Origin of the sequence: Corynebacterium comes (assembly GCF_009734405.1) — a bacterium.
GTDB lineage: Bacteria > Actinomycetota > Actinomycetes > Mycobacteriales > Mycobacteriaceae > Corynebacterium > Corynebacterium comes.
On the sequence record NZ_CP046453.1, the window covers coordinates 515,897 to 541,264 of the forward strand.

General features: G+C 66.3%; 23 protein-coding genes and 2 pseudogenes. 21 read left to right on the top strand and 4 right to left on the bottom strand.

Going from position 1 to position 25,368, the window contains the following annotated elements:
- The first annotated feature begins 146 nt into the window (after nt 1-146).
- From CETAM_RS02565 to groL, 8 genes are all read left to right on the top strand, one after another.
- Nucleotides 147-1,760 carry an aspartate:alanine exchanger family transporter gene (locus tag CETAM_RS02565; RefSeq protein WP_156226944.1) on the top strand — a complete coding sequence of 538 codons (1,614 nt, stop codon included), beginning with the start codon at nt 147-149 and terminating at the stop codon, nt 1,758-1,760.
- Between the two features lie 70 nt (nt 1,761-1,830).
- Nucleotides 1,831-2,313: a hypothetical protein gene (locus CETAM_RS02570; RefSeq protein ID WP_156226945.1), complete on the top strand. Its 483-nt coding sequence runs from the start codon at nt 1,831-1,833 to the stop codon at nt 2,311-2,313.
- A 21-nt stretch (nt 2,314-2,334) separates the two neighbouring features.
- Nucleotides 2,335-2,997: a tRNA (adenosine(37)-N6)-threonylcarbamoyltransferase complex dimerization subunit type 1 TsaB gene (gene tsaB, locus CETAM_RS02575; protein WP_156226946.1), complete on the top strand. Its 663-nt coding sequence runs from the start codon at nt 2,335-2,337 to the stop codon at nt 2,995-2,997.
- Entirely contained in the window at nt 2,998-3,459 is a 462-nt protein-coding gene (rimI, locus tag CETAM_RS02580; protein ID WP_156226947.1) for a ribosomal protein S18-alanine N-acetyltransferase, read from the top strand.
- Nucleotides 3,456-4,505: a tRNA (adenosine(37)-N6)-threonylcarbamoyltransferase complex transferase subunit TsaD gene (gene tsaD, locus CETAM_RS02585; RefSeq protein WP_156226948.1), complete on the top strand. Its 1,050-nt coding sequence runs from the start codon at nt 3,456-3,458 to the stop codon at nt 4,503-4,505. The genes rimI and tsaD overlap by 4 nt, the downstream gene beginning before the upstream one ends.
- A 95-nt stretch (nt 4,506-4,600) precedes the next feature.
- On the top strand, nt 4,601-5,032 hold the full coding sequence (locus tag CETAM_RS02590) for a hypothetical protein (RefSeq protein ID WP_156226949.1): 432 nt from the start codon (nt 4,601-4,603) through the stop codon (nt 5,030-5,032).
- Nucleotides 5,033-5,184: 152 nt separating this feature from the next.
- A complete protein-coding gene (gene groES / locus CETAM_RS02595; protein WP_156226950.1) occupies nt 5,185-5,484 on the top strand; it encodes a co-chaperone GroES in 300 nt (99 codons plus the stop codon).
- A gap of 19 nt (nt 5,485-5,503) precedes the next feature.
- Complete coding sequence (gene groL, locus CETAM_RS02600) at nt 5,504-7,117, top strand: chaperonin GroEL (RefSeq protein ID WP_156226951.1); 1,614 nt, start codon at nt 5,504-5,506, stop codon at nt 7,115-7,117.
- A 70-nt stretch (nt 7,118-7,187) separates the two neighbouring features.
- On the opposite strand, the gene CETAM_RS02605 is transcribed toward groL, so the two are convergent.
- The gene (locus CETAM_RS02605) at nt 7,188-7,526 is read right to left on the bottom strand and encodes a WhiB family transcriptional regulator (RefSeq protein ID WP_156226952.1); all 339 of its coding nucleotides are present in this window, start codon (nt 7,524-7,526) and stop codon (nt 7,188-7,190) included.
- A gap of 323 nt (nt 7,527-7,849) precedes the next feature.
- Between CETAM_RS02605 and CETAM_RS02610 the strand changes: the two genes are divergently transcribed.
- On the top strand, nt 7,850-8,443 hold the full coding sequence (locus CETAM_RS02610; protein ID WP_156226953.1) for a sigma-70 family RNA polymerase sigma factor: 594 nt from the start codon (nt 7,850-7,852) through the stop codon (nt 8,441-8,443).
- Entirely contained in the window at nt 8,443-9,291 is an 849-nt protein-coding gene (locus tag CETAM_RS02615) for a hypothetical protein (protein ID WP_156226954.1), read from the top strand. Before CETAM_RS02610 ends, CETAM_RS02615 begins: the two co-directional genes overlap by 1 nt.
- A gap of 78 nt (nt 9,292-9,369) precedes the next feature.
- Here CETAM_RS02615 and CETAM_RS02620 read toward each other — a convergent pair whose 3' ends face one another.
- Nucleotides 9,370-9,741 carry a DUF5319 domain-containing protein gene (locus CETAM_RS02620; protein ID WP_197085779.1) on the bottom strand — a complete coding sequence of 124 codons (372 nt, stop codon included), beginning with the start codon at nt 9,739-9,741 and terminating at the stop codon, nt 9,370-9,372.
- A 123-nt stretch (nt 9,742-9,864) separates the two neighbouring features.
- Here CETAM_RS02620 and guaB point away from each other — a divergent pair, with 123 nt between their 5' ends.
- The 11 genes and pseudogenes from guaB to CETAM_RS02675 form a co-directional block, all read left to right on the top strand.
- The gene (gene guaB, locus CETAM_RS02625) at nt 9,865-11,385 is read left to right on the top strand and encodes an IMP dehydrogenase (RefSeq protein WP_156226956.1); all 1,521 of its coding nucleotides are present in this window, start codon (nt 9,865-9,867) and stop codon (nt 11,383-11,385) included.
- A gap of 157 nt (nt 11,386-11,542) precedes the next feature.
- Complete coding sequence (locus CETAM_RS02630; RefSeq protein ID WP_156226957.1) at nt 11,543-11,956, top strand: hypothetical protein; 414 nt, start codon at nt 11,543-11,545, stop codon at nt 11,954-11,956.
- 35 nt (nt 11,957-11,991) lie between these two features.
- On the top strand, nt 11,992-13,134 hold the full coding sequence (locus CETAM_RS02635) for a GuaB3 family IMP dehydrogenase-related protein (protein WP_156226958.1): 1,143 nt from the start codon (nt 11,992-11,994) through the stop codon (nt 13,132-13,134).
- 105 nt (nt 13,135-13,239) lie between these two features.
- Nucleotides 13,240-14,802: a glutamine-hydrolyzing GMP synthase gene (gene guaA, locus CETAM_RS02640; RefSeq protein WP_156226959.1), complete on the top strand. Its 1,563-nt coding sequence runs from the start codon at nt 13,240-13,242 to the stop codon at nt 14,800-14,802.
- 327 nt (nt 14,803-15,129) lie between these two features.
- A pseudogene (locus CETAM_RS02645) lies at nt 15,130-15,814 on the top strand (transposase).
- 494 nt (nt 15,815-16,308) lie between these two features.
- Nucleotides 16,309-17,190, top strand: coding sequence for an amidohydrolase family protein (locus tag CETAM_RS02650; RefSeq protein ID WP_156226960.1), 882 nt, complete (start codon nt 16,309-16,311; stop codon nt 17,188-17,190).
- A gap of 14 nt (nt 17,191-17,204) precedes the next feature.
- Nucleotides 17,205-18,008 (top strand): IclR family transcriptional regulator, encoded by an 804-nt coding sequence (locus tag CETAM_RS02655; protein WP_156226961.1) that lies wholly within the window; start codon nt 17,205-17,207, stop codon nt 18,006-18,008.
- A 237-nt stretch (nt 18,009-18,245) separates the two neighbouring features.
- The gene (locus CETAM_RS02660; RefSeq protein WP_231587557.1) at nt 18,246-19,598 is read left to right on the top strand and encodes an MFS transporter; all 1,353 of its coding nucleotides are present in this window, start codon (nt 18,246-18,248) and stop codon (nt 19,596-19,598) included.
- Between the two features lie 52 nt (nt 19,599-19,650).
- Entirely contained in the window at nt 19,651-21,678 is a 2,028-nt protein-coding gene (locus tag CETAM_RS02665; protein ID WP_156226963.1) for an acetoacetate--CoA ligase, read from the top strand.
- A gap of 13 nt (nt 21,679-21,691) precedes the next feature.
- Nucleotides 21,692-22,453: an SDR family oxidoreductase gene (locus tag CETAM_RS02670; RefSeq protein WP_156226964.1), complete on the top strand. Its 762-nt coding sequence runs from the start codon at nt 21,692-21,694 to the stop codon at nt 22,451-22,453.
- A gap of 101 nt (nt 22,454-22,554) precedes the next feature.
- A pseudogene (locus tag CETAM_RS02675) lies at nt 22,555-22,814 on the top strand (DDE-type integrase/transposase/recombinase); the annotation flags it as partial.
- 17 nt (nt 22,815-22,831) lie between these two features.
- Here CETAM_RS02675 and CETAM_RS02680 read toward each other — a convergent pair.
- Together CETAM_RS02680 and CETAM_RS02685 are read right to left on the bottom strand one after the other, a co-directional pair.
- Nucleotides 22,832-24,136: a DUF2252 domain-containing protein gene (locus CETAM_RS02680; RefSeq protein WP_156226965.1), complete on the bottom strand. Its 1,305-nt coding sequence runs from the start codon at nt 24,134-24,136 to the stop codon at nt 22,832-22,834.
- Between the two features lie 125 nt (nt 24,137-24,261).
- Nucleotides 24,262-25,338: a PspC domain-containing protein gene (locus CETAM_RS02685; protein WP_197085781.1), complete on the bottom strand. Its 1,077-nt coding sequence runs from the start codon at nt 25,336-25,338 to the stop codon at nt 24,262-24,264.
- Between the last annotated feature and the right edge of the window lie 30 nt (nt 25,339-25,368).

The window sequence follows — 25,368 nt, forward strand, 5'->3', positions numbered from 1 at the left end:
AGACCGTCGACGGGGCGGCGGTTCTGGTTCGGTCAGTATAGACCGTTCATGGTGTCATTGACCTGGTAATGCGTGGGTGGACCCGGGGCGGGGCCCGCGGCCGCCTGCACTTGCAGAGCCTCAGGCCCCGGAGTTCAATGGGGGTTGTGCTGGACTTTCTCGCCGCCAACCCGCTCATCGCCCTCGTCGCCATCCTCGCCGCGGGCCTGGCCCTGGGCAAGATCCGCGTCCTCGGAATCTCCCTGGGGGCGGCCGCGGTGCTCTTCGTGGCGTTGGGGCTGTCTACGGCCAACCCCGAGATCCAGATCCCCGCGCTGGTGTATCAGCTGGGCCTGGCGATGTTCGTCTACGCCATCGGTCTCACGGCGGGTGAGCAGTTCTTCGCCGAGTTCCGGTCCCGGGGCTGGCGCCTGACGCTTTTCATGATCCTGCTGATCATCGGCCTGGTCGGGGTGGCCTACGGCTTCATCCGGGTATTCGGGCTGGGGGAGCTCGCCGGGGCGGGCATGTTCGCGGGCGCCCTGAGTTCCACCCCGGGCATGGCCGCGATCGTCACCATGGTGGAGGGCGGTTCCCTGGTGGATCCGACGCGCGCCGGGGAACCGGTGGTCGGTTATTCGCTGGCCTACCCGGGGGCCGTGATCGGTTCCATCCTGGTGGCCGCGATCGGCGCGAAGCTGCTCAAGGTCGACCACCGGGCGGACGCGGAGAAGGAGGGGCTGATCATCGCCCCGCTCGAGTGGGACGGTGTGCGCATCGGCCCCGGTATCGAGGGAACGGTGGCGCAGCTGCCTACGTTGGCGGGTGCGGAGATCATCGCCACCCGCATCGTCCACGGTGAGGGAGAGCATTCCCTCGCCGCGCCCACGGACCGGCTGCACGAGGACATGGTGCTGGTGATCAACGGAACGAAGGAGGCCATCAGGACCGCGCAACGCAACCTGGGTGCCCGGGTCACCGTGAAGATCGAGGACACCGACCTCATCTACACCCGCATGACCGTGTCGAACCCGCGGGTGGTGGGCCGCCGTCTGCGGGATCTGAACACCGTGTCCGCCGGTTTCCGGATCGCACGCATCCGTCGCGGTGACGCAGAGGAGGTGCCTCACCCGGAGGACGTGCTCAACTACTCCGACCGGGTCCGGGTCATCGCCCCACCGAACCGGATGGATGAGGTGCGCGGCTTTCTGGGGGACTCGGAAAAATCCCTGGCAGCCCCCGATCTTCTGCCCTTCGCCGTCGGCCTGCTCGCGGGTCTGCTGCTGGGCGCGATCCCGATCCCGCTGCCGGGCGGGTCGGTGCTCTCCCTCGGGTTCGGTGGCGGGCCGATCGTCGTCGGCCTCGTTCTCGGGGCGCTGCACCGCACGGGTCCGCTGACCTGGACCATGCCCTACCACGCGGTCCACACCCTCAACACCCTCGGGCTGTCGCTCTTCCTCGCAGGTGTGGGTACCACCGCAGGCGCCGGTTTCCGCTCCGCCCTGATGGACCCCTCCTCGTTGAACGTCATGGCTGCGGGCCTGCTCATCACCGTCACCTCGGCGCTCGTGTGCGCGGTGTTCGGCATTCTGGTGCTCAAACTCACCTGGGATGAATCGATGGGTGTGGCGGCCGGTGCGACGACCAACCCGGCGGTCATCTCCTATCTCAACGGCCAGACCGGTACGGAGCTCGCCTCCCGCGGTTACGCCATGGTGTACCCGACGGCGATGATCGGCAAGATCGTCGCCAGCCAGATAATTCTGCTTCTGCTGCTCTAGATCCAGCGGTCTCCCAGGAAGCGGGAGTATCGTGTGCAGGTCTGTCCACTACACCTCAGAGGAGCCCCCTGTGCGCCTGTCCACCACCGGCCGCTACATCGTCGCCATCGTCATCGTCGCCTGGATCGCTGTCCTGGCGTTGCTCATCTCGATGCGTCCGATGGCCAGCGAGACGCGTTTCGACACCGCCGGCTCCCTCGAGCAGGCCGTCGCCGCCGCCGACGCCCAGGGCCTGAACATTGTCGGCCTGTCCCCGCAGGATCTGTACGGGGAGGAGTGGATCGCGGCTGCCGTTGTCTGCCCCTTCACCTCCGCCGAGGGCATCGCCACCAACTTCGAGGCGGACGCCTCGGAGCTCGAGCTCGGTTCCGGCGGCGTTCCGGAGGACACCAACTACCTGCTGCTGCGTTCCGCGGACGGCGGCCAGGCCTTCGACCGCATCGAGCGTTCCGACGTCGACCTGTGCAGCGTCCAACTCGGCGGCTACTTCGATTCCCGCGTCATGCTGCCGCTGGGCAAGACCACCGAGGGCGGCTGGGCACTGCTGAACTAGCGTTGCTCTATTCTGGGGGGCGTGCTTGTACTGGCGATTGACACCTCCACCCCCGATCTGGTCACGGGCCTGGTGGACACGTCCACGGGGCGGACCCATGACCGGGTGATCCCGGGCACGCGTGCCCACAATGAGCAGCTCACCCCCACTGTGCGGGCCCTGCTTTCCGACGCCGCCGTGGCCTTCCCCGACCTCGACGCGGTCGTGGTCGGCTGCGGACCGGGTCCTTTCACCGGCCTGCGTGTAGGGATGGCCACGGCCGCCGCATTCGGCGACGCCCTGGGCATCCCGGTCCACGGGGTGTGTTCCCTCGACGCGATCGCCCGGCGACTGCCCGGGGGTCGCAGGCTGGTGGCAACCGACGCCCGCCGCCGCGAGATCTACTGGGCGACCTACGACGGCGAGACCCGCACGGCTGGTCCGGACGTGGTCAAGCCCGCGGAACTCGCCCTCCCGCACGAGGTGAACGTCGTCTCCGTGCCGGAGCAGCTGGCGGAGCAGCTGCCGGAGGCGCTCCGCGGCGTGGAGAAGCATGACCTCGCGCCGGACGCGGAGTCCCTGGTGGCGGTTGCTGATCTGTCGGCCACCCCGGAGCCGCTCGTCCCGCTGTACCTGCGTCGGCCGGACGCGAAGGAACCCAAGCCGGCGCCCAGGTCGCCTGCGATCCCGGAAGTGGAGCTGTAGATGGAGATCCGGCAGCTGGATTTTGAGCACGCCACACGCTGCGCCGAGCTGGAGCAGCTGCTGTTCCCGGAGGACAACCCGTGGCCGCGGGACATTTTCGTCGTCGAGTTCGCGCAGCCCAACAACCTCTACCTGGGTGTGTTCGACGGGGATGATCTGCTGGCCTACGGCGGCATCTCCCAGTTGGGTCCGCGGCATGACCCCGAGTTCGAGATCCACACCATCGGCGTCGATCCCGGACAGCGTCGACAAGGTCTGGGGCGGCTGCTCATGCAGCAGTTCATGGCGCTCGCCGACAGCCTGGACGGGGAGGTCTTCCTCGAGGTGCGTACCGACAACGAGGCCGCGATCGCCATGTACGAGGCCTTCGACTTCCACCGCATCGGGGAACGGAAGAACTACTACCAGCCCTCGGGGGCTGATGCATACACGATGAAGCGCGCGGCGAGGAGCGAACGATGATTGTCCTGGGTGTCGAGAGCAGCTGCGACGAGACCGGCGTCGGTGTCGTCGACCTCGCTGACGACGGCACGGTGAAGATCCTGGCGGACAAGGTCGCGTCCTCGATGCAGGAGCACGCCCGGTTCGGTGGGGTTGTGCCCGAGATCGCCTCCCGGGCCCACCTGGAGCAGATGGGCCCGGTGATGCGGGCGGCGCTGGCTGAGGCGGGCGTCGAGAAGCCCGATGCGGTGGCGGCGACGGTCGGCCCGGGCCTAGCAGGCGCACTGCTGGTCGGGGCGTCCGCCGCCAAGGCCTACGCGGCTGCGTGGGATGTGCCGTTCTACGCCGTCAACCACCTCGGCGGTCACGTTGCGGTGGCCAATCTGGAGGGCGACCCGTTGCCGCATTCGGTGGCGTTGCTCGTCTCCGGTGGACATACGCAGCTGCTCGAGGTGGAGGCCGTGGGGCGGCCGATGCATGAGTTGGGTTCCACGCTCGACGACGCCGCCGGTGAGGCCTACGACAAAGTCGCCCGCCTGCTGGGCCTGGGTTATCCCGGCGGACCGGTCATCGACCGTCTGGCGCAGCGCGGCGACCGGGACGCGATCGCATTCCCGCGCGGCCTGATGAAGCGGGTGGATGAGGAACGCGGCCACCGTCACAACTTCTCCTTCTCCGGGCTGAAGACCTCCGTCGCCCGCTATGTGGAGGCTGCGGAGCGGGAGGGGCGGGTGATTTCGGTGGAGGACGTGTGTGCGTCCTTCCAGGAGGCGGTGTGCGACGTGCTCACCGTCAAGGCGGTCCGCGCCTGTGAGGACACCGGCGCGAAGGTGCTGCTGCTGGGCGGGGGAGTGGCGGCGAACTCGCGGCTGCGGGAGCTGGCGCAGGAACGTTGCGGGGCTGCGGGAATCGAGCTACGCGTGCCGCGTTTCTCGCTGTGCACCGACAACGGCGTCATGATCGCGGCGCTGGCCGCCCAGCTCATCCACGAGGGGGCGGCTGCCAGCGAACTCACGGTGGGCACCGACCCGTCGCTGGAGGTCGAGGTTCCGCTGGTCGGGGCCTGAGGGCTTCCGGGAGGCCTGCTGTTCGCCGAGCGGGCCCGCCCCGGGGCGGTTACGGTGACGGGGACCTGTCACCTTTGTCTTGAGAAGGACGTTCCATGACCACCGGATTCCTCGTCAGTCCCGACCTTTCCCACCGCACCGTCTCCTTTGAACTGGAACACGCCGCCCAGTTCCTGGGCGGCGTCACCGATGGCCGTGTCTCGGTGGCCTTCCAGGATGATGGCAGCACCTTCGCTGCGCTGTTCAACCCCGAGGCCAAGGCGCACGGCGCCGAGCCGAATCCGGTGGCCTCCCTCGGCCGTGGCCACGCCGCCACCGGCAACTCGGCGTTCCTCTCCGATCCGACCGCGGCTGTGTCCGGTCCGGTCATTTTCGTCGGCGCAGAGGGACAGGACATCGGCCTCGATGAGATCGAGCGCATCAAGGACGGCATCCGGGCCGTGCGCAACTACCGGGAGGACAACGAGGAGGACTACCGCTTCTGGCGCGCGGCCGTGCTCAACCTGGGCCAGTTCCCGATCGACTGATGTGATCCGGCAGACGTGAAGGTTGAGCGCTGGCACTCTCGAAGGTAGAGTGCCAGTAGGTTGTTTCACCCACAGTTGTTCACCCGCGACGACGACTGTGCTGGCACTGCAACCGGCACATTCAACTCACTCAACTTTCACGGAGGAATATCGTGGCAAACGTCACCATCAAGCCGCTCGAGGACAAGGTCCTGGTCCAGATCGTCGAGGCAGAGACCACCACCGCTTCCGGCCTGGTCATCCCGGACTCCGCCAAGGAGAAGCCGCAGGAAGCCACCGTCATCGCCGTGGGCCCGGGCCGCATGGACGAGGACGGCGACCGTATTCCGGTGGACGTCAAGGAGGGTGACACCGTCATCTTCTCCAAGTACGGCGGCACCGAGCTGAAGTACAACGGCCAGGAGTACCTGCTCCTCTCCGCGCGTGACCTGCTCGCGATCGTCGAAAAGTAGTCGGAGGTAGTACAGCCTCATGGCTAAGCTCATCGCATTCAACCAGGAAGCCCGTGAGGGCATCCAGCGTGGCGTGGACACACTCGCCGACGCTGTGAAGGTCACCCTCGGCCCGAAGGGCCGCAACGTGGTCCTGGACAAGGCCTTCGGTGGCCCGCTGGTCACCAATGACGGCGTCACCATCGCCCGTGACATCGACGTCGAGGATCCCTTCGAGAACCTGGGTGCCCAGCTGGTCAAGTCCGTGGCCATCCAGACCAACGACGTCGCCGGTGACGGAACCACCACCGCGACGCTGCTCGCCCAGGCGCTCATCGCCGAGGGTCTGCGCAACGTCGCGGCCGGCGCGAACCCGGTCGAGCTCAACCGCGGCATCGCCGCCGCCGCCGAGAAGACCGTCGAGCTGCTGAAGGGGCGCGCCACGCAGGTGTCCTCCTCCGCGGAGATCGCCAACGTCGCCACCGTCTCCTCGCGTGATGAGGTCGTCGGTGAGATGGTCGCCGGCGCCATGGACAAGGTCGGCAAGGACGGCGTCCTCACCGTCGAGGAGTCCCAGTCGATCGAATCCTCCCTGGACGTGACCGAGGGCATCTCCTTCGACAAGGGCTTCCTCTCGCCCTACTTCATCACCGACGTCGACACCCAGCAGGCAGTGCTGGACGACGCCCTGGTGCTGCTCGTCCGCAACAAGATCTCCTCCCTGCCGGACCTCCTGCCTATCCTGGAGACGGTCGTCGAGTCCGGGAAGCCGGTACTCATCGTCGCCGAGGACATCGAGGGCGAGCCGCTGCAGACCCTCGTGGTCAACTCCATCCGCAAGACGCTGCGCGCCGTCGCCGTGAAGTCCCCGTACTTCGGTGAGCGTCGCAAGGCGTTCATGGATGACCTCGCAGTGGTCACCGCCGCGACCGTCGTCGACCCCGAGGTCGGCGTCAGCCTCAACGAGGCCGGCCCGGAGGTCTTCGGTTCTGCCCGCCGCATCACCGTCACCAAGGACGACACCGTGATCGTTGACGGTGCCGGCACCCCGGAGGAGGTCGAGGCCCGTCGCGAGCAGATCCGCCGCGAGATCGCCAACACCGACTCCACCTGGGACCGTGAGAAGTCCGAGGAACGTCTGGCCAAGCTGTCCGGTGGCGTCGCCATCATCCGTGTCGGTGCTCCGACCGAGACCGAGGTCAACGAGCGCAAGCTGCGCGTCGAGGACGCCATCAACGCGGCCCGTGCGGCCGTGCAGGAGGGCGTCATCGCCGGTGGCGGTTCCGCGCTGGTCCAGATCGCCGAGGAGCTCAAGGCATACGCCGAGGAGTTCGAAGGTGAGCAGAAGACCGGTGTCCTGGCTGTCGCCCGGGCACTGGTGAAGCCTGCCTACTGGATCGCGGAGAACGCGGGTCTGGACGGCGCAGTCGTCGTCGCCAAGACCGCTGAGCGGCCCAACGGTGAAGGCTTCAACGCCGCCACCCTCGAGTACGGCAATCTCATCGACCAGGGCATCATCGATCCCGTGAAGGTCACCCACAACGCAGTGGTCAACGCTGCGTCCGTGGCCCGCATGATCCTCACCACCGAGGCATCCGTGGTCACCAAGCCGGAGGGTCCGGGGGCGGAAGCCCACGGCCATCACCACCACTAGGTGAACGGCGTGAAGCCCGGTCAGAACCTGCAGGTTCTGACCGGGCTTCTCTGATTCTCCCGTCGGGGTGTCAGGCGTTGACGGGTGTGGGGGCAGGGGTGGTCACGCGGACCTTCTGGCGGCTCGGGCGGGTGCCGCGGTTGCGCAGCACGCTCAGGCGCTCCGACTCGGACAGGCCGCCCCAGATGCCGTAGGGCTCTGCGACCTTGAGCGCATGTTCGCGGCAGGACGCGATGACGGGGCAGGTGTGGCAGATGGCCTTGGCGCGGTTCTCGCGCTGGGCGCGTGCACGGCCACGCTCACCATCCGGATGGTAGAACATATTTGACTCCTCGCCCCGGCAGGCTCCGTGGAGCTGCCAATCCCAGAAATCGGCGTTGGGTCCCGGAAGCAGGTGGGGTTGTGACATGTTCTCTTCTCCTAAGTAAAGAAGGGTTAGACTCTGGTGACGGGGAGACTCGCTGATTGCGTGGAGCCCTCCGGCGCATGAGGGAGTCTGGCTGTCGGTCATGAACAATCGGTTGCCCAATTGTGACCTTCTGGTTACCTGAAGTTGGCCAACAGGGAAAGCAACCTTCTGACCTGCGGAAACCGTGAAGGTTAATGCTTTGTGAACTCTTGGTGCCCCGGGAACATGCGCTGAGCGGGGCAAATAGATCTCCGTTCCGGGGCCGACAGGGTATTCTGGGGCCGCCCGGTAGCTGACTTCCGGGTTATCCGGAGGAGTGGGACGTGAGTGATACCGACGTAGAGCTGGCAGAACTTGTGCCGCTGGCCGTCGACGGCGATCGCCGTTCCCTCCAGCGCATCATGGCGATCATTCACCCGATGGTGCTGCGTTATGCCCGGGCCCGGGTCGGCGGAGGCCGCACCCCCACCCCCGAGGATATTGCCCAGGAGATCTGCCTGGCGGTGGCGACGTCGATAGGCAACTACGTCGACAGGGGCCGACCGTTCATGGCTTTCGTGTACGGCATCGCGTTCAACAAGGTGGCCGACGCCCACCGCTCCAGGGCCAGGGACCATTCGCACCCCACCGACGACGTCCCCGACGTCGTCACCGAGTGGGATACGCCCGAGGATCACGCCCTGGAGGCGGACGGAAGTAACAGAGTGAGGGCGCTTCTCGATTCATTAAGTGACAAAGCCCGCGACATCGTGATCCTGCGCGTCTTCGTCGGTCTTTCGGCCGATGAAACCGCCGAGATCGTGGGCAGCACCCCCGGAGCCGTGCGTGTGGCACAGCACCGGGCAATGAACACACTGCGCAAGAACCTGGGCAGCCAGCAGGAGACCCGGGAGTCAGAGAACAAGGGAGTCAAGTGATGAAACGTCATCAGAGCGGTACCGACGTCGGTGACATCACAACCCAGCTGCAGTCACTGGTGGATGATGACGCCTTCCTCACCGAGCTCTCGCAGGGCATCGACGCCTCGGACGGCCACGATGAACTCGCCGCACTCTTTCTCGAGCTCCGCGAGGACGTGGACAAGCCGATGCCTCCCGCCCCGCTCATCGAGGGCGCGGACGAGCAGCCGATGGTCATCTCGCTCGCCTCCCGGCGCCGCACCCGGAACGGCCGCCCGTTCCTCTCCGGCATCATCGGCGCCGCCGCCGCGACCCTGGTCATCGCGGGCTCGGGTTCTATGGTGTACAACGCGACGCCCGACTCCCCGCTGTGGGGCCTGTCCAGTTCACTGTTCAGCGACCGGGCTGCGGTGGTCGAGCTGGCGGGCACCCTGGAGGAGATCGACTCCCTGGCGGCAGAGGGTGACATGGACGGCACCCGCGAGCTGCTGGACGAGGCCCGTCTGGTCCTGCGGAACCTGCAGGACACCCCCGCGGAGCGCCCTGCCCAGCAGGAGGCGCCCCGCGCTCCGGGAACGACCGCCACGACAACGACGACAGTCGTTCGACCGGGCGAACCCGGCGTCGGAGTCGCAGAGGCCCCGGCCGCAGAAACCGTCACCGAAACCAGCGTCCGGACCGAAACCGCCACCGCCACCGTCACGGTGACCCAGTCCCCGCCGCCGTTGCGCCCCAACCCGCTGCCTGCGCCGGTCGAGCCTTCCCCGCTGCCGCTGCCGCTGCCGGTCGATCCTGTCCCCGTTGACCCCACCACGGTCATCCCGGCTCCGACGCTGGCTCCGCCGCAGATCCAGGTCCCGGAGTAGAGGACACGCTCAACGGACACGTCCCCGCCCCGGAGATAACTGAACCGGTGCGGGGACGTGTCCTGTGGCTGGCGGGTGTCAGCTGGCGTTGAGCCCGTCGAGATAGCCTGCCGCGTAGTCCCACGGCACATATGCCTCGACGTCGGGCTCCATGGACGGCTCATGCACGGGCGCGAGTTCACCTGCCAGGGTGGCGACCATGTTGGCGGCCATGATGTCCCAGTCGTAGTAGTGGAAGTCGTCGCACTCCTCGCACAGGAAGAAGATTCCGAGGATTCCCCGCGGGGTGAGTTCCTTCTTGAAGCGGGCCACGAGGGCCAGGTCCTGGGTGATGCCGGCACGCTCCTCGTCGGACAGGGGCGGAGCGGGCTCGTCGGGGTCCAGGAAGGACGCCGGATCGTTCGGATCATCGGCGAACGGGTCGAGCGGCATCTGCGAGTTGTAGTTCACACTGGCCACACTATTGTGGAGCAGCTCAATGGGCAATTCCCTGCCGCTAACAACCTCGGCGGAAACGGTACTACAGTGTAGTCATTGCGGTAGCCACACAGTGCGTAGAAGGAGCAACAATTCATGACCGATCAGCGCGTGTCCACCGGGGGAGACGATCCGAACAAGGTGGCCCTGCTGGGCCTGACCTTTGATGATGTTCTCCTCCTGCCGGCGGAGTCCAACATTGTTCCCAACGAGGTTGACACCTCCACCCAGTTCACCCGCAACCTGCGTCTGGGTGTCCCGATCGTCTCTGCGGCGATGGATACCGTGACCGAGGCACGCATGGCCGTGGCCATGGCCCGCCAGGGTGGTCTGGGCGTGCTGCACCGCAACCTCTCCTCCGAGGAGCAGGCGGAGCAGGTCGAGATCGTCAAGCGTTCCGAATCCGGCATGGTCACTGACCCGGTCACCTGCACCCCGGACATGACCATCGGCGAGGTGGACGCACTGTGCGCCCGCTTCCGGATCTCCGGGCTGCCGGTCGTCGACGAGAACGGCATCCTCGTCGGTATCTGCACCAACCGCGACATGCGTTTCGAGCCGAACCCCCACCGCCGCGTGGCCGAGGTCATGACCCCGATGCCGCTGGTCGTCGCGCCGGAGGGCGTGACCAAGGAGCAGGCCCTCGAACTTCTCTCCGCGAACAAGGTGGAGAAGCTGCCGATCGTTGACCCGGCAGGCAGGCTGGTGGGCCTGATCACCGTGAAGGACTTCGTCAAGACCGAGCAGCACCCCAACTCATCCAAGGACGAGTCGGGTCGACTGCTGGTCGCGGCGGGCATCGGCACCGGCGACGAGTCCTGGGACCGGGCAGGAAAGCTGGTCGAGGCGGGCGTCGACGTGCTCATCGTCGACTCCGCGCACGCCCACAACAACCGCGTGCTGGATATGGTCGCCCGCGTGAAGAAGGACTTCGGCGACCGCGTCGACGTGGTCGGCGGTAACCTGGCCACCCGCTCGGCAGCCCAGGCGATGATCGACGCCGGCGCTGACGCCATCAAGGTCGGTATCGGCCCGGGCTCCATCTGCACCACCCGCGTGGTCGCCGGTGTCGGCGCCCCGCAGATCACCGCCATCATGGAGGCCTCCGCAGCGGCCCGTAAGGCAGGTGTCCCGGTCATCGCCGACGGCGGCATGCAGTTCTCCGGTGACGTCGCCAAGGCCCTGGCCGCAGGTGCGGACACCGTGATGCTCGGCTCCATGCTGGCCGGCACCACCGAGTCCCCGGGCGACGTCGTCGTCGTCAACGGCAAGCAGTACAAGCGCTACCGCGGCATGGGCTCCATGGGCGCCATGCAGGGGCGTGGCCTGTCCGGTGAGAAGCGTTCCTACTCCAAGGACCGTTACTTCCAGGCTGACGTGAAGAGCGAGGACAAGCTCGTGCCGGAGGGCATCGAGGGTCGCGTGCCGTTCCGTGGCTCCATTGAGCAGATCACCCACCAGCTGGTCGGCGGCCTGCGCGCAGCCATGGGGTACACCGGTTCCGCCACCATCCAGGAGCTGCAGACGAAGCAGTTCGTGCAGATCACCTCCGCCGGCCTGCGTGAGTCGCACCCGCACCACATCCAGCAGACCGTCGAAGCGCCGAACTACCACTAGGTTCCCACCGGTTCCTGAGCTGACTGACCGCCCCGCCATCTGATGGCAGGGCGGTCTTTCGGGTTTCTGTTCCGGGCCAAGAAGCAGAATCATGGACGAACGGGCAGCTGGGGGAGTTGACTGTGAAGTAGAGCCTCAACGAATGGAGGGAGTCGCCGTGACCGGACGCGCTTACCTGGTGCGGGGATTGGCGGTCATCGGCCTGCTCGGGCTGGTCATCGGCACCCTCGATCCGCTGGAAGGCTCGGTGCTCATCGTCGCGGGCGTCGCCCTGATCACCCTGGCCGCTTTCCTCGGCGGCAGCCGCCACCGGAGTCTGCTGGCGTGGTCGCTGGTGATCATCGTCCTCGCTGTGGCCGGCATGTGGATCAGCAGCCTGTACGGCGGTTTCGGCGGAGACACCGGGCGCTCGCTCTGGTGGCTGGTGCCGGTCTTGGCCCCCTACATCCTCGGCTGGCTGCTGGCCGTCGTGGGAACCGTGCGTCTGTTCCGGGAAACCTTCCGCCGGGGGACGCATCCGGGCGGGGAAGCCGACGCGAACGGTCGGCCCCGCAGGGGTGCGGTAAAGTAGGCCTCCGATATCACCAGCGAGGATCGGAGCAGTACATGCGCGACTACATCGAGATCGGTGTGGGCCGGGAGGCCCGCCGTACCTACAGCCTGGAGGACATCTCGATCGTCCCGTCCCGGCGTACCCGGTCCTCGAAGGACGTCGACACCACCTGGCACATCGACGCCTACACCTTCGACATCCCCGTGATGTCACACCCGACTGACGCACTGGCCAGCCCGGAGTTCGTCATCGAGATGCACCGCCAGGGCGGTCTGGGCGTCATCAACGCCGAAGGTCTGTGGGGCCGTCACGCGGATCTCGACGCAGCCGTGGCCCGTGTCGTCAACGCGGTCGCCGACACCGATGAATTCCGTGGTGGCGCCGCCGCGATCGCCGCGCTGCAGGAGCTGCACGCCGCTCCGGTGGATGATGATCTGCTGGCAGACCGGATCAGCGAGGTCCGGGCCTCCGGCGCGACCGTCGCGGTGCGCGTCAGCCCGCAGCGGGCCCGCGAAGTCGCCCCGAAGGTGATCAAGGCGGGTGCCGAGCTGCTGGTCATTCAGGGCACCATGATCTCTGCGGAGCACGTCGCCGAGGGCGGGGAGCCACTGAACCTCAAGGAGTTCATCGGATCCCTCGAGGTGCCCGTGGTCGCCGGCGGCGTGGCTGACTACACCACCGCCATGCACCTCATGCGCACCGGTGCCGCCGGCGTCATCGTCGGTGGCGGCGCCAACACCAACCACCTCGCACTGGGTATCGAGGTTCCCATGGCCACCGCGATCGCCGACGTGGCGGCCGCACGTCGCGAGTACCTCGATGAGACCGGCGGCCGGTACGTCCACATCATCGCCGACGGGGAGATCGAGAACTCCGGGGACATTGCCAAGGCCATCGCCTGCGGTGCCGACGCCGTGATGCTGGGCACCCCGCTCGCCCCCGCCGCCGAGGCCGCCGGCGGAGGAGCCTACTGGCCGGCCGTCGCCGCCCACCCACGTTTCCCGCGCGGCATGGTGGAGAACGTCGCCTCCCTGCTTCTCGACGACACCGCCACCCTCGAGACCATCCTCAACGGCCCTTCGACCGACCCGTTCGGCTACCAGAACCTCGTCGGCGGTCTGCGTCGCGCGATGGCGAAGTGCGGTTACACCGACCTGAAGAGCTTCCAGAAGGTTGGCCTGGCGGTCAACCGCTAGAGCGCGACCACGGCAACGCGGCACGGGAGAGGAATTCCGGTGCCGCGTTTTCCTTGGGAACCACGCCAGTTAGGACTGCCACCGCGGCGTAGTAGGATCAGATCCGTGACTTCCGCAACCCCTCGCCCCGTCCTCGTCGTGGACTTCGGCGCCCAGTACGCCCAGCTCATCGCCCGGCGCGTACGTGAGGCACGAATCTACTCCGAGGTTGTCCCGCACACCGCCACTATCGAGGAGATCCAGGCCAAGAACCCGGCCGCGTTGATCCTCTCCGGCGGCCCTTCCTCCGTCTACGCCGATGAGGCGCCCAAGCTGGATCCCGCGATCCTGGAGCTGGGTCTGCCGGTGTTCGGCATCTGCTACGGCTTCCAGGCCATGACCGCCGCACTCGGCGGCACCGTGGCCGAGACCGGTGCCCGTGAGTACGGCCGCACCGACCTCGAGGTCGTGGACGGTGGCGGCGTGCTCCACGATGAGCTGGCAGCCACCCACAAGGTGTGGATGAGTCACGGTGACGCCGTGACTGAGGCCCCCGAGGGCTTCACCGTCACCGCGTGCTCCGCCGGTGCCCCCGTCGCAGCCTTCGAGAACGTGGAGAAGAAGTTCGCCGGTGTGCAGTACCACCCGGAGGTCCTGCACTCCCCGCACGGCCAGCAGGTGCTGACCCGCTTCCTCACCCAGATCGCCGGCCTCGAGCCGACCTGGACCGCGGCGAACATCGCGCAGCAGCTCATCGACGCCGTTCGTGAGCAGGTCGGCCCCGAGGGCCACGCCATCTGTGGCCTGTCCGGAGGCGTGGACTCCGCCGTGGCGGCAGCCCTGGTGCAGCGCGCCATCGGTGACCGTCTGACCTGTGTCTTCGTCGATCACGGTCTGCTGCGTTCCGGCGAGCGCGAGCAGGTGCAGAACGACTTCGTCGCAGCAACCGGTGCCCGCCTGGTCACCGTTGACGAGCGACAGGCTTTCCTGGACAAGCTGGCGGGAGTCAGCGAGCCGGAGGCCAAGCGCAAGGCCATCGGCGCCGAGTTCATCCGCTCCTTCGAACGCGCCGTCGCCGATGTCCTCGCGGACGAGCAGGTCGACTACCTGGTGCAGGGCACCCTGTACCCGGACGTCGTCGAGTCCGGTGGCGGCACCGGTACCGCGAACATCAAGAGCCACCACAACGTCGGTGGTCTGCCGGACGACGTCGAATTCGACCTCGTCGAGCCGCTGCGCCTGCTGTTCAAGGACGAGGTCCGGGCGGTCGGCCGTGAGCTGGGTCTGCCGGAGGACATCGTCAACCGTCAGCCTTTCCCGGGCCCGGGCCTGGGTATCCGCATCATCGGTGAGGTCACCGAGGAGCGCCTGGAGATCCTGCGCGCCGCCGACCTCATCGCCCGCACCGAGCTGACCGCAGCCGGCCTGGACGATCAGATCTGGCAGTGCCCGGTCGTCCTCCTCGCTGATGTCCGCTCCGTCGGTGTCCAGGGTGACGGCCGCACCTACGGCCACCCGATCGTCCTGCGCCCGGTCACCTCCGAGGACGCGATGACCGCCGACTGGTCACGCATCCCCTACGACGTGCTGGAGCGCATCTCCACCCGCATCACCAACGAGGTCAATGACGTCAACCGCGTCGTCCTCGATGTGACCTCCAAGCCGCCGGGGACCATCGAGTGGGAGTAACCCCCAACCGGACAATGCGGTGATCAGCCTTCAGGGCTGGTCACCGCATTTGCGTCTGCGGAAGAGATTTTCGACGCGCGCCTCTTCCTCTCGACTTCGGGATAAAGATGATCCGAAAACCTGAAATCCCGCAAGTATAGGCGGAAGGGTGCTGTTGCAGAGTGGGGCGATGGCCGGGAAGGCTCATTTTATTGCCCGAGGAATGGGTCGTGTCCTTCAGCGTGGTGTATCTGCAACTGCCGGCGAGGACCCCATAGAAGACGTGGGCGACCACCCGAGTCACCTTTCGAATCAACTCCTACATCTCCTCGAAAGGCAAGACCCACGGTGGCCGCTGGCCCCCATCCTATCGACCCCACGACCTATCTCGACGACCTGCTGTCCCAAGCCTCCCCGGACCTGATGAGACAGATGCTTGCAGGGTTTCATCAGCCAGATCCTGTCCTCCCAGGCTGACCAGATCTGCGGCGCCGACTACGTCACCACTTCCGCCTCCCGCACCAACGTCCGCACCGTTGATGTCGCCGTCCCGAAACTGCGCACCGGCTCCTTCTTCCCCGACTGGCTGCTGGAAAGCCACACCCGGGCCGAACGGGCCCTGCCCACGGTCATCGCCACCGGCTACCTCAAGGGTGTCTCCACCCTGTGGATGAACGACCTGGTCGCATCGTTGGGAATCAACAATCTCTCGAAGTCCCAGGTGTCCGAGATGGCCAAGGATCTTGATCAGATAGTGAAGGCCTCCGGCCTGCTGGCCGGCGGGGTGAACGCCGAGGGCTACCGCGAACTACTCGGCATGCAGGTCGCCACGAGCGAGTCGGTGGCCTCGTGGACGGGCTTCTTCCCCCACCGCGACGCCGTCGTCTGTCTGGTCGGCGCGGTGCTCGCGGAGCAACACGATGACTGGATCCAGCAGAAACGCTACATGTCGTTGACGAGCCTGGAGCAGACGAAGACGAACAGGACCGCCGCCGTGATCGACGCCGGCCAATCCACTCAGGAGATTGCATGAGCCCCGCACCGGCACAGGGTCCGTGCCAGTCCCTGACACCGTCAGAGCTTCTGTTTCATCGAAAGGCAGAACCACCACCTCCCAGGACTTGACCGACATGATGACCAGAGAAGATACCTATGGGGGCCGATCATCCCACGCTCACCCCATCACGATCCTGAGTCTGTAACAGCAACGAGAGCCGATGAAGAACATAAGAGAGAATCAGTCAACCGGGTTGACGGATTCCTTCCATCGGTCGCAGATTCCTTTGGGAGGAATATCTTCTGCGGTGGTGAGGTGATGGGAATCGCCGTCGAAAAGCAAGAAAAGCGGCTTCTTACTGCAAATTCTAGTAGTAGTGGTCTGATTTGGGCGGGCTGGGCAGGGGAAGGGGTGTCTGTTGATATGGGGGAAGAGGGGAGCCTCGTGGGAAAGGGATTCCGCCAGTCGGCATGGCTAGAGGTCTAGACTGGCCACTCACATCCCACCATCCTTTCCGAAAGGTCACCATCATGCGTTATCAGTCCGCCGTCGATTTTGCCGCGGTAGAGGCGATCGACATGCACGTGCACTACGAGACCGATACGTGCGGCCATCATTCGATGCCGCAGGAGTATCTCGATGCTTCGGCCGCCTATTTCAAGGGCGTGGAGCGCATCCCTTCGATCGAGGCCATCGCGGAATCCTACCGGGAGTTGAATATGGCGGCGGTGATCTTCACCATCGACGCCCGCACGCAGCTCGGCCACCTTCCCAACTCCATCGACGATCTCGTAGCGGCAGCCCAGGAACACAACGACGTGCTCATCCCCTTCGGTAGCGTCGATCCGCGGATGGGGGAGGACGCCATCGTGGAGGCCATCCGGCAAGTGGAGGAGCTGGGGGTCTGGGGGATGAAGTTCCATCCTTCCCTGCAGGGCTTCGACCCTTCGGAGCCGCAGTACCTGCCGTTGTGGCGGAAGCTCGCCGAGCTCGGCGTTCCTGCCCTGTTCCACACGGGTCAGAACGGCATCGGGGCGGGCATGGCGGGCGGTGGCGGCATCAAGCTGCGCTACTCCAACCCGCTGCTGCTTGATGACGTCGCCGCCGAGGTACCGGACCTGACGATCATCATGGCGCACCCCTCCGTGCCGTGGCAGGACGAGGCCAACTCGATCGCGATCCACAAGCCGAATGTCTACATCGACCTCTCCGGGTGGCGGCCGAAGTACTTCCCGGAGTCGCTGGTGCGCTTTGCCTCCAACATGCTGGCCGACAAGCTGCTCTTCGCCACCGACTACCCGCTGCTTGCCCCCGAGAGGTGGCTGGCCGATTTTGCGGAGCTGCCGATCAAGGACGAGGTCCGACCGAAGATCCTCAAAGGCAACGCGCTGAAAGCGCTCGGCCTGAAATGAGCTCAAGGCACGACATGACTTCGCAAAGTGGGGTGCCGGCAGATGACCGGCCGGCGCCGGTGGAATCGGTGGATCGTGCTCTTCGGCTTCTTCTGTACTTACGCGACAATGAATCCATCTCGGTGAAGGAGGCGGCGGAGTATCTGGGCATCGCCGCTTCGACAGCGCACCGCCTGTTGACCACGCTGGCTCGGCAAGGATTCGCGGTCCAGGACTTCGCACGGCGCTACTGGTTGGGATCGGCGATGTCCGATGTTGGCCCGCGGGAGGTAACGGAGACGGAGCTTCTCGACGCCGCCGCCCGGCCCTTGGCTGAACTGCAGGCGCGCGTCCAGGAAACCGTGCAGATCATGGTGCTACGCCGGGGCAATATTCGCTTCCTTGATGGTCTGGAGCCAAACACCCTTCTGCGGGTCACCCGGCGGAAGGACTACGAGATGCCGGCGTTCGTCTCTGCCGGGGGCAAGGCGATTCTCGGGCACCTGTCCAACCCGGAGGTCGAGGAGATCTACCGTCGCGGGCTGCTGAAGTGGCCGACCAGACGCGTGGAATCAATGAAGATGATGAAACGGATGCTCTCCCAGGTCCGGCGCCTCGGCTACGGATTGAGTGTGGAGGAGACCGAGCAGGGGGTGGTGGGCGTCGGCGTCGCCATCCTGGGCCCTGATTCGAAACCGGTGGCTGCGTTGACGGTCGCCATCCCGAGCGTCCGCTTCCGGCGGGAGGATGTGCGGGAGTACGCGGCAGCGCTGCGTGAGGCAGCTGCTCAGGTGGAGAGTGCCCTGTTCGGTAAGCGTCCGTCGCAGATTCCTGATTAAGGAATTAATTCCCACGGATCCCCGTTCCCGCTGGCTAACAGGCAGGGGGAACGGGGATCTTTCTGGATTCTTCCCTAGATTTTCCGCCTTGAACCCTCGTCTACATTCCTATAGAAGGAATATGGGACAAATGTGGTGACAATGTGACTTCCGCCTTCCTATGCTTCCGGTCACACCCTGAGATGTCCCGCGACTACAGTCACAGATCGCTCGCCCGGAAGGTACACAATGACAACCATGACGCACACCCCCACGCGGGGACCGGAGCAGGTTCTCTCCGAAGTCCGCAAGGGCAGGATGACCCGGTTCCAGATCATCACCGTCACCATCGCACTGCTGCTCGTCGTCCTCGACGGTTTCGAGGTCGGCATCATGGCCTTCGCCGCACCGCAGATCCAGCAGGAGCTGGGCATCGGTCCGGACGTCCTGGGGTACGTCCTCAGCGCCAGCCTCTTCGGCATGGCGGCCGGCTCCATTGTCCTCGCCCCGCTGGCTGACCGGATGGGGCGCCGCCGCCTTACGCTGGCGATGCTCGTCGTGATCGTCATCGGTATGGCGTTCACGGTGATCGCACCGAGCGTCGGTGCACTGATCCTGTGGCGCATCGTCACCGGACTCGGAATCGGCGGCATGATGGCCAACCTCAACGCCCTCGTCGCTGAATACTCCTCCGACGCCCGCCGCACCACCGCCATCGCCATCTACGCAGCCGGATACCCGATCGGCGCCACCGTCGCGGGCTTCGTCTCGCGACCGCTGATCCCCCAGTTCGGCTGGCACTCCATGTTCATCGCCGGCACCGTCCTCGCGGCCGTCGCCCTGCTGGCGGCCTGGGCCCTCCTGCCCGAATCCCTCCACTACCTGCTGGGCCGCCGCCCCGCCGGCGCACTCGAGAAGACCAACGCCATCCTGGGCCGAATGAATCTGGCGCCCCTGAGTGAGCTGCCGGAGCAGGTTCCCGCCGGGCAGGAGAACACCGCCGACAAGGGCATCCTGCGCGAGGTCCTCACCCCGCCGACCCTGCGCCTCACCCTCGCCCTGTGGATCGGGTACGGCCTGCTGGTGGCGTCGTACTACTTCGCCAACACCTGGATCCCCACCATCCTGACACAGGTCAGCGGGGATCCGCAGCTCGGCACCACCATGGGCATCGGTGCCAACCTCGGCGGTGTCCTGGGTTGCTTCCTCTTCGCCGGCCTCGCGGTCCGCTTCAGCGGCCGCCGCCTCCTCTTCCTGACCCTCTTCGCCGCTGCCGCCGCCTATCTGCTCTTCGGTCTGATCTTCAGCATCGTCCCCGTGGCCATCGCCGTCGGCTTCGTCCTCGGAGTGCTGACCACGGCTGCCATCGCCGGTTTCTACGCGGTCGCCCCCACCGTCTACACCTTCCAGGCCCGCGCCACCGGAATCGGCTGGATGATCGGCCTCGGCCGCTTGGTTTCCGTCGCCGCCCCCATCATCGTGGGGTACATCCTGGCCATGGGAATCGCCCCTGAGCGTGTCTTCATCGGCTTCGCCATCCCGCTTGCCATCGCCGGCCTGGCTGCGCTCTCCCTGCTGGTCGGACGAACCGCCACTGACATGGCCGACTAGCCCGCACCCACCCGTACCCCGCAACGCCCGCCGCACCCACGGAGGAACCCCCATGAGCATGGCACTGACCGCCCCCGAGAATCTGACCGTCACCTGGCGCCCTACCGAGGACCAGCTCCACAACTGCCGGATGAACCGTTTCGCCCGCTGGTCTGAGCAGCGCTTCGGCCGCGACCTGCCGGACTTCCGGACCCTGTGGGGCTGGTCGGTCACACAGACCGGTGAGTTCTGGCAGGCCGTCCAGGAGTATTTCGACGTCCTCGGTGAGGGCTTCGCGGATGCCCCGGTACTGGTGGACGACGCCATGCCTTTCGCCGACTGGTTCCCGGGCGCGAGGCTCAACTTCGCGGAGAATGTTCTGCGCCACGCGACAGATCCCGCACTCCGCCACACGCCTGCGATCATCCAGGTCAACGAGGACGGGGAACACGACTCGCTCACCTGGGCCGAGCTCGAAGCACACGTCGCCTCGATGGCCCGGACCCTGCGTGAACTCGGTGTGGGGCCCGGCGACCGCGTGGCGGCGGTGCTGCCCAACATCCCGGAGGCGGTCATCGGTCTGCTGGCTGCGGCGTCCATCGGTGCGGTGTGGACCATCAATTCCCCCGATATGTCCGCAGAGGCCAGCGTTCGCCGGATCCGCCAGCTGGAGCCCAAGGTCCTCGTCGCCGGCGACGGCTACCTTTTCAACGGTAGGGCGATGGAACGCCGCAGCCACACCGCCGAGATCGAGCGTGAGCTGCCCTCGCTGGAGGCCACCATCTTCGTCCGTACCCTGGAACCGACTCGCCCGGCGGGGATGATGGCCGACGGTGACAGGCAGCGGGTGGCCTTCGACGACATCGTGGCCACGCCTGCCCCGGTGGACTATGAGCGCGTCCCGTTCAACGCCCCCCTGTGGATCCTCTTCTCCTCCGGCACGACCGGAGAACCCAAAGGCATCGTGCACGGCCACGGCGGCATGGTGCTCGACAGCCTCAAGGGCATCGCCCTGCACCAGGACATGGGCCCCGGCGACGTCTACTATGTCGCCGCGAACACCTCCTGGATGGTGTGGAACACCCTGGTGCAGAACCTGCTGGCGGGTGCCGCGATCGTCACCTACGACGGCTCGCCGAAGGTGACCGGCAAGGACCACCACTTCCAGATCATCTCGGACCTGAAGGTGACGATGTTCGCCACCGGCGCCGCCTACCTGTCCATGGTGGAGAAGTCCGGCCTGGACCCCCGTCGCGGCCGCGACCTGTCTTCTCTGCGCTCCATCCTCTCAACAGGGTCCCCGCTGCCGCCGAGTACCTGGCGGTGGGTGCATGAGGCGGTCAAACAGGACGTCCACCTGGGCTCCGACTCCGGCGGCACCGACATCTGCGGTGGTTTCCTGGGGTCTAACCCGATGGAGCCTGTGCACCTGGGGTACCTGCAGGGACCTCTGCTCGGGGTGGCCGCTGAGGCGCATGACGACGACGGTGAGTCGTTGATCGGCCAGGTCGGAGAAATGGCGGTCACCCGCCCGCTGCCCTCCATGCCGTTGTTCCTGTGGGGAGATGGGTCGGGGGAACGTTACCGGTCGTCCTATTTCACGGCCCGGCCCGGGGTATGGATGCACGGCGACTGGATCACAGTGACCGAGGGCGGAAGTTACGTCGTCCACGGCCGCGCGGATGCCACACTCAATCGCCAGGGCGTGCGCATCGGACCGTCGGACATCTATGACGCCCTGCAGGACATCGCTGAGATCGAGGACTGCCTCGTCCTCGGGATCGAGCAGGAGGGCGGTGGGTATTGGATGCCACTATTCGTCGTGCCCGCCGAGGGGGCCGTGCTTGACGACGCGCTCCGCGACCGCATCTGCGGCACCCTCCGGGCGCGCGCCAGCGCCCGCCACGTCCCCGATGAGATCATTGAGGCGCCGGGTATCCCCGTGACGAACACGATGAAGCGTCTCGAGGTCCCCCTCAAGCGCTTGTTCAGCGGCCACGCAGACTCGAAGTCGGTCAACCGGGATTCCGTGCACAACCCCGAGGTCCTCGACTGGTTCCGTGACCTGGCCACCACACGCCGATGCACACAGGCAGCCTGAATTGGAGAAGGACATGACGCAACGAGTACTCATCACCGCCGGAGCCGGCGGAATCGGCTGGGCCATCGCCCAGGCATTCCTTGCCGAGGGACACCACGTCCACGTCTTCGACATCGACCAGGAAGCGGTGGACAACGTTCTGGGCAGCTATCCGAACCTCAGTGGAAGCAGCGGAGACGTCTCCTCTGACGCCGACGTCGCCAGCCTCGTCGACACCTTGGAGGAGCAGTGGGGTGGCCTTGACGTCCTGGTCAACAACGCAGGTATCGCAGGCCCGACCGCTCCGGTTGAGGAGTACGATACGGCGGCCTGGAACGCCGTGGTCAACGTCAACCTCAACGGTTCTTTCCATGTCGTCCGGCACACGGTTCCGCTCATGAAGAAATCCGGTGGCGGTTCCATCCTGGTCATGTCCTCCCTGGCGGGAAGGTTCGGCTACGCGAATCGGATCGCTTACTCCACCACCAAGTGGGGTCTGGTCGGTTTCACGAAGACGCTGTCCCTGGAGCTGGGGCCGCACAACATCACCGTCAATTCCATTCACCCGGGTGCGGTGAAGGGCGAGCGTATCAACCAGGTCTTCGAGGGTCGGGCGAAGCTGTCCGGACGCAGCGTCGAGGATGAGAAGAACGCGGCACTGGAGAATCAGTCGGTCAAGGCCTTCACGGATCCGGCGGACATCGGCGCTCTCGCCGTGTTCCTCAGCGGGCCGCACGCCCGGACAATCTCCGGCCAGCAGTTCCCCATTGACGGAGATTCCCGGTCCGCGCAGTAGATCCGGAAGGTGCTGTTGCAGACTCAGGATCTTGATGGTGTGAGCGTGGGATGATCGGTCCCATCGGTATCTTCTCTGGTCGTCATGTCCCTCGCTAGGTCATTCTGTGGGCGGTGCGATGGTCTGCCGCTGCGGGCTCACCTGATCTAAGCCCCGGAGGAAGCGACGACTTCAGCGCGGAGTACCCGTCGATCACCCCACCATCTACCGGCGAGTCCAGAAATACGCCCCTGAGCTGGACACACAAACACGTAGGTCACCGGCAGGTCCCAGACTGCATGCCCGGTCCTGGCGGGTGGATGAAACCTACATCCCGGTCGGCGGGAAGTGGTGCTATCTCCATCGGGCGATCACCGCGGGGAGGTTACGGCAGGGACGTCAGGCGCCTCGAGGTCCTTCCTCCACCATGCCGGAGACGAGGAACGCCCGGTAGTCCTCCAGTGACAGTTCGGCGTAGGCGTTGGACCAGTCCACGATGGCGCGTCGGATGCGCTTGCCGCCGCCGATGAAATCGACCACCCGCCGGGCGTTGGAGGACTGCGCGTGGGCGCGGGCGAGCACCGCCGCACACGCGATGGCATAGCCGTTGAAGGCGTCGTCGTTGAGCTCCTCTATTTCGACGCTGCCCTTCATGTCGTGGTACTGCCTGACGTAGAAGGACCTCCCGGAGGACTGCAGATGCCCCAGGAAAGGATCGGAGTAGGCCTGCAGGATGCGTTGGAGCCCCACCACCCGGGCCCCTTCCCCGGAGACATCCGTGACCTCGGTCAGGGCGGAGGGCTGGGGGAATCCCCCGTATTCCTCGAGTGCGCTGCGTATCGCCTGCTTGACCTGGAGAATGAGCACCCCGCCGTCCTCATCGCGCATGAGCACCAGATAGCAGCGGGTGCCGACACTGCCCACGCCCACGACTCTCCGTCCGATGTCCTCCATCGTGTAGTGCGAGAGCAGCATGCGGATGTCCACACTGGCTGACAGCAGGTACTGCCGGTAGCTGGCGTCCACGTTCAGCTCGACTTCATTTTCCACGTGAGTCATCACCGGAGGTTCCTCGATGAATCGGCGTCGACCGTCCCCGATGTCCTCGGTCAGTCGCCTGGCCGCCCGCGCGCTGGTGCGTTTGCGGGCGTCCTCGGCGGCCTCCTCCAGCACACGGCGCGATGCCTTCCCCAGGTGTCGGCGGGCCATCTCCTGGTTGAAGTGGGAGTAGTAGCGCTCCAGCGGGCTGTATCCGTCGGATGCGGTCAGCGTGGAGACGTAGGCCCTCACCGCATGATCCGCCGCGGCCTGCACCACCTTCTCCGGGCGATCAGTGTCACGCCCGCCGATGATCACGCTGGTGACCAACCTCTTGAGATCCCATTCCCAGGGTGCCCAGGCGGATTCGTCGAAGTCATTGAGGTCAAAGGCCTGGGTGCGCTGCGGCGTGGCGTAGAACCCGAAGTTGCTCAGATGGGCGTCACCGCTGGAGACCACCGGGATCCCACTGTGCGGGTCCCGTGAGTGGTCCGCGGCCATGATCGCCGCGGTGCCGCGGTAGAAAGTGAAGGGGCTCTGCGCCATCCGCGTCATCCGCAGCGGGATCAGCCACTCCAACCGCGTGGAGTTCTGCCTGCTCAGAACCCCCAGAGGGTCCCGCCCGGTCGTGGTGAGGGTGGCCAGGTCACCGCGTGAAACCGTCATACCTGCTGAGCCTATTGTTTGTTCGCGCACTCGGAACCCCGAATCCGGCAACATCTCTGCAACGTCGGCGGCCGACGGCCCGCGCCGTGGGCGGGGCCGCCGGGTGCCGGGTGGGGGAGGTGGCGTCAGGACGCCGCCGGTACCGTCACCCGCACCGGGCCGATCCCGCCTTCGACTCTGACGTTCAGGGTCTCGCCCGCTGCGTCGTCGTTGTAGCTGCCCGGGATGCAGTTGCTCTCGCCGATGCCCTCTTCGCACTCCAGGGCGACCGGGACATCATCGGGCAGGAACACGTTGACCGGGCCGATCCCGCCTTCGACGGTGACGTCACGGGAGTCGTCGAGATCGGAAAGCCGGCGCAGATCGACGATGAGGTCGCCGATCTCACCCTTGTAGTGGGTCTGAAGCTCGGCTCCGGAGGTCGGGGCGTAGCTGCGGTCCTCGGCGATGTCCTCGTAGTTGCCGCCGACCCAGAGCCCGAGTATGCCGCCGAGGACGGTCAGGGCGCCGAGCGTACCCAGCAGGCCGAGCGCGATCCAGGGCCAGATGCGGGGCTTGCGCGGCTGTGGCTGAGGGGCGGGCCCGGGATCGGGGAGGTCCCAGGCGAAGGGCGCGGTGCCCAGCGGGTCCCAGGCGGGCGGGGACGTGCGCCCCGGGGGGACGGCAGTGCCCTCGGCGGGGAGGTAGGTGGAGAGGTCGACGGGGTCGGGCAGGGTGCGGGCGGGGGCGTCGGCAAGCAGGCCGGCCGGAGGCTCCGGGGTGCGCAGGTGGAGCGCCCACCAGGCGACCAGAAGCGCCACGATCGCCAGGATTCCGGTGGAGGCGAGGGTGCCCTCGGAGGTGAAGAGGCCGGAGGTGAGGATGAAGAAGATGATCAGCCACCAGCCGGTGGAGCGTTCCTTCCGCTCCGGTGGGGTGAGCTGTTCCTTTCGGCGGGCGACGGCCTGCATCGGGGAGGTGGACATCCCGTAGCGGGGCATGGCCAGCCAGGCGAGCAGGTAGGCGGGGAGACCTCCGCCGAGGGTGAACAGTGAGACGACGAACAGGACGCGGACGATGGTCGGATCGATCTGGTAGCGCACGCCGATGCCCTCACAGACGCCGGCGATCTTTGAGTTGCCGCCCTGTTCGGAGGGGATGCGGGGAGGACGGGTGTCCCACATCCGCCGGACGGTGTCGGTGAAGGAGGTCTGAGTGGTCATGGCTTCATTGTGGGCCGTGACGTGCGGAGA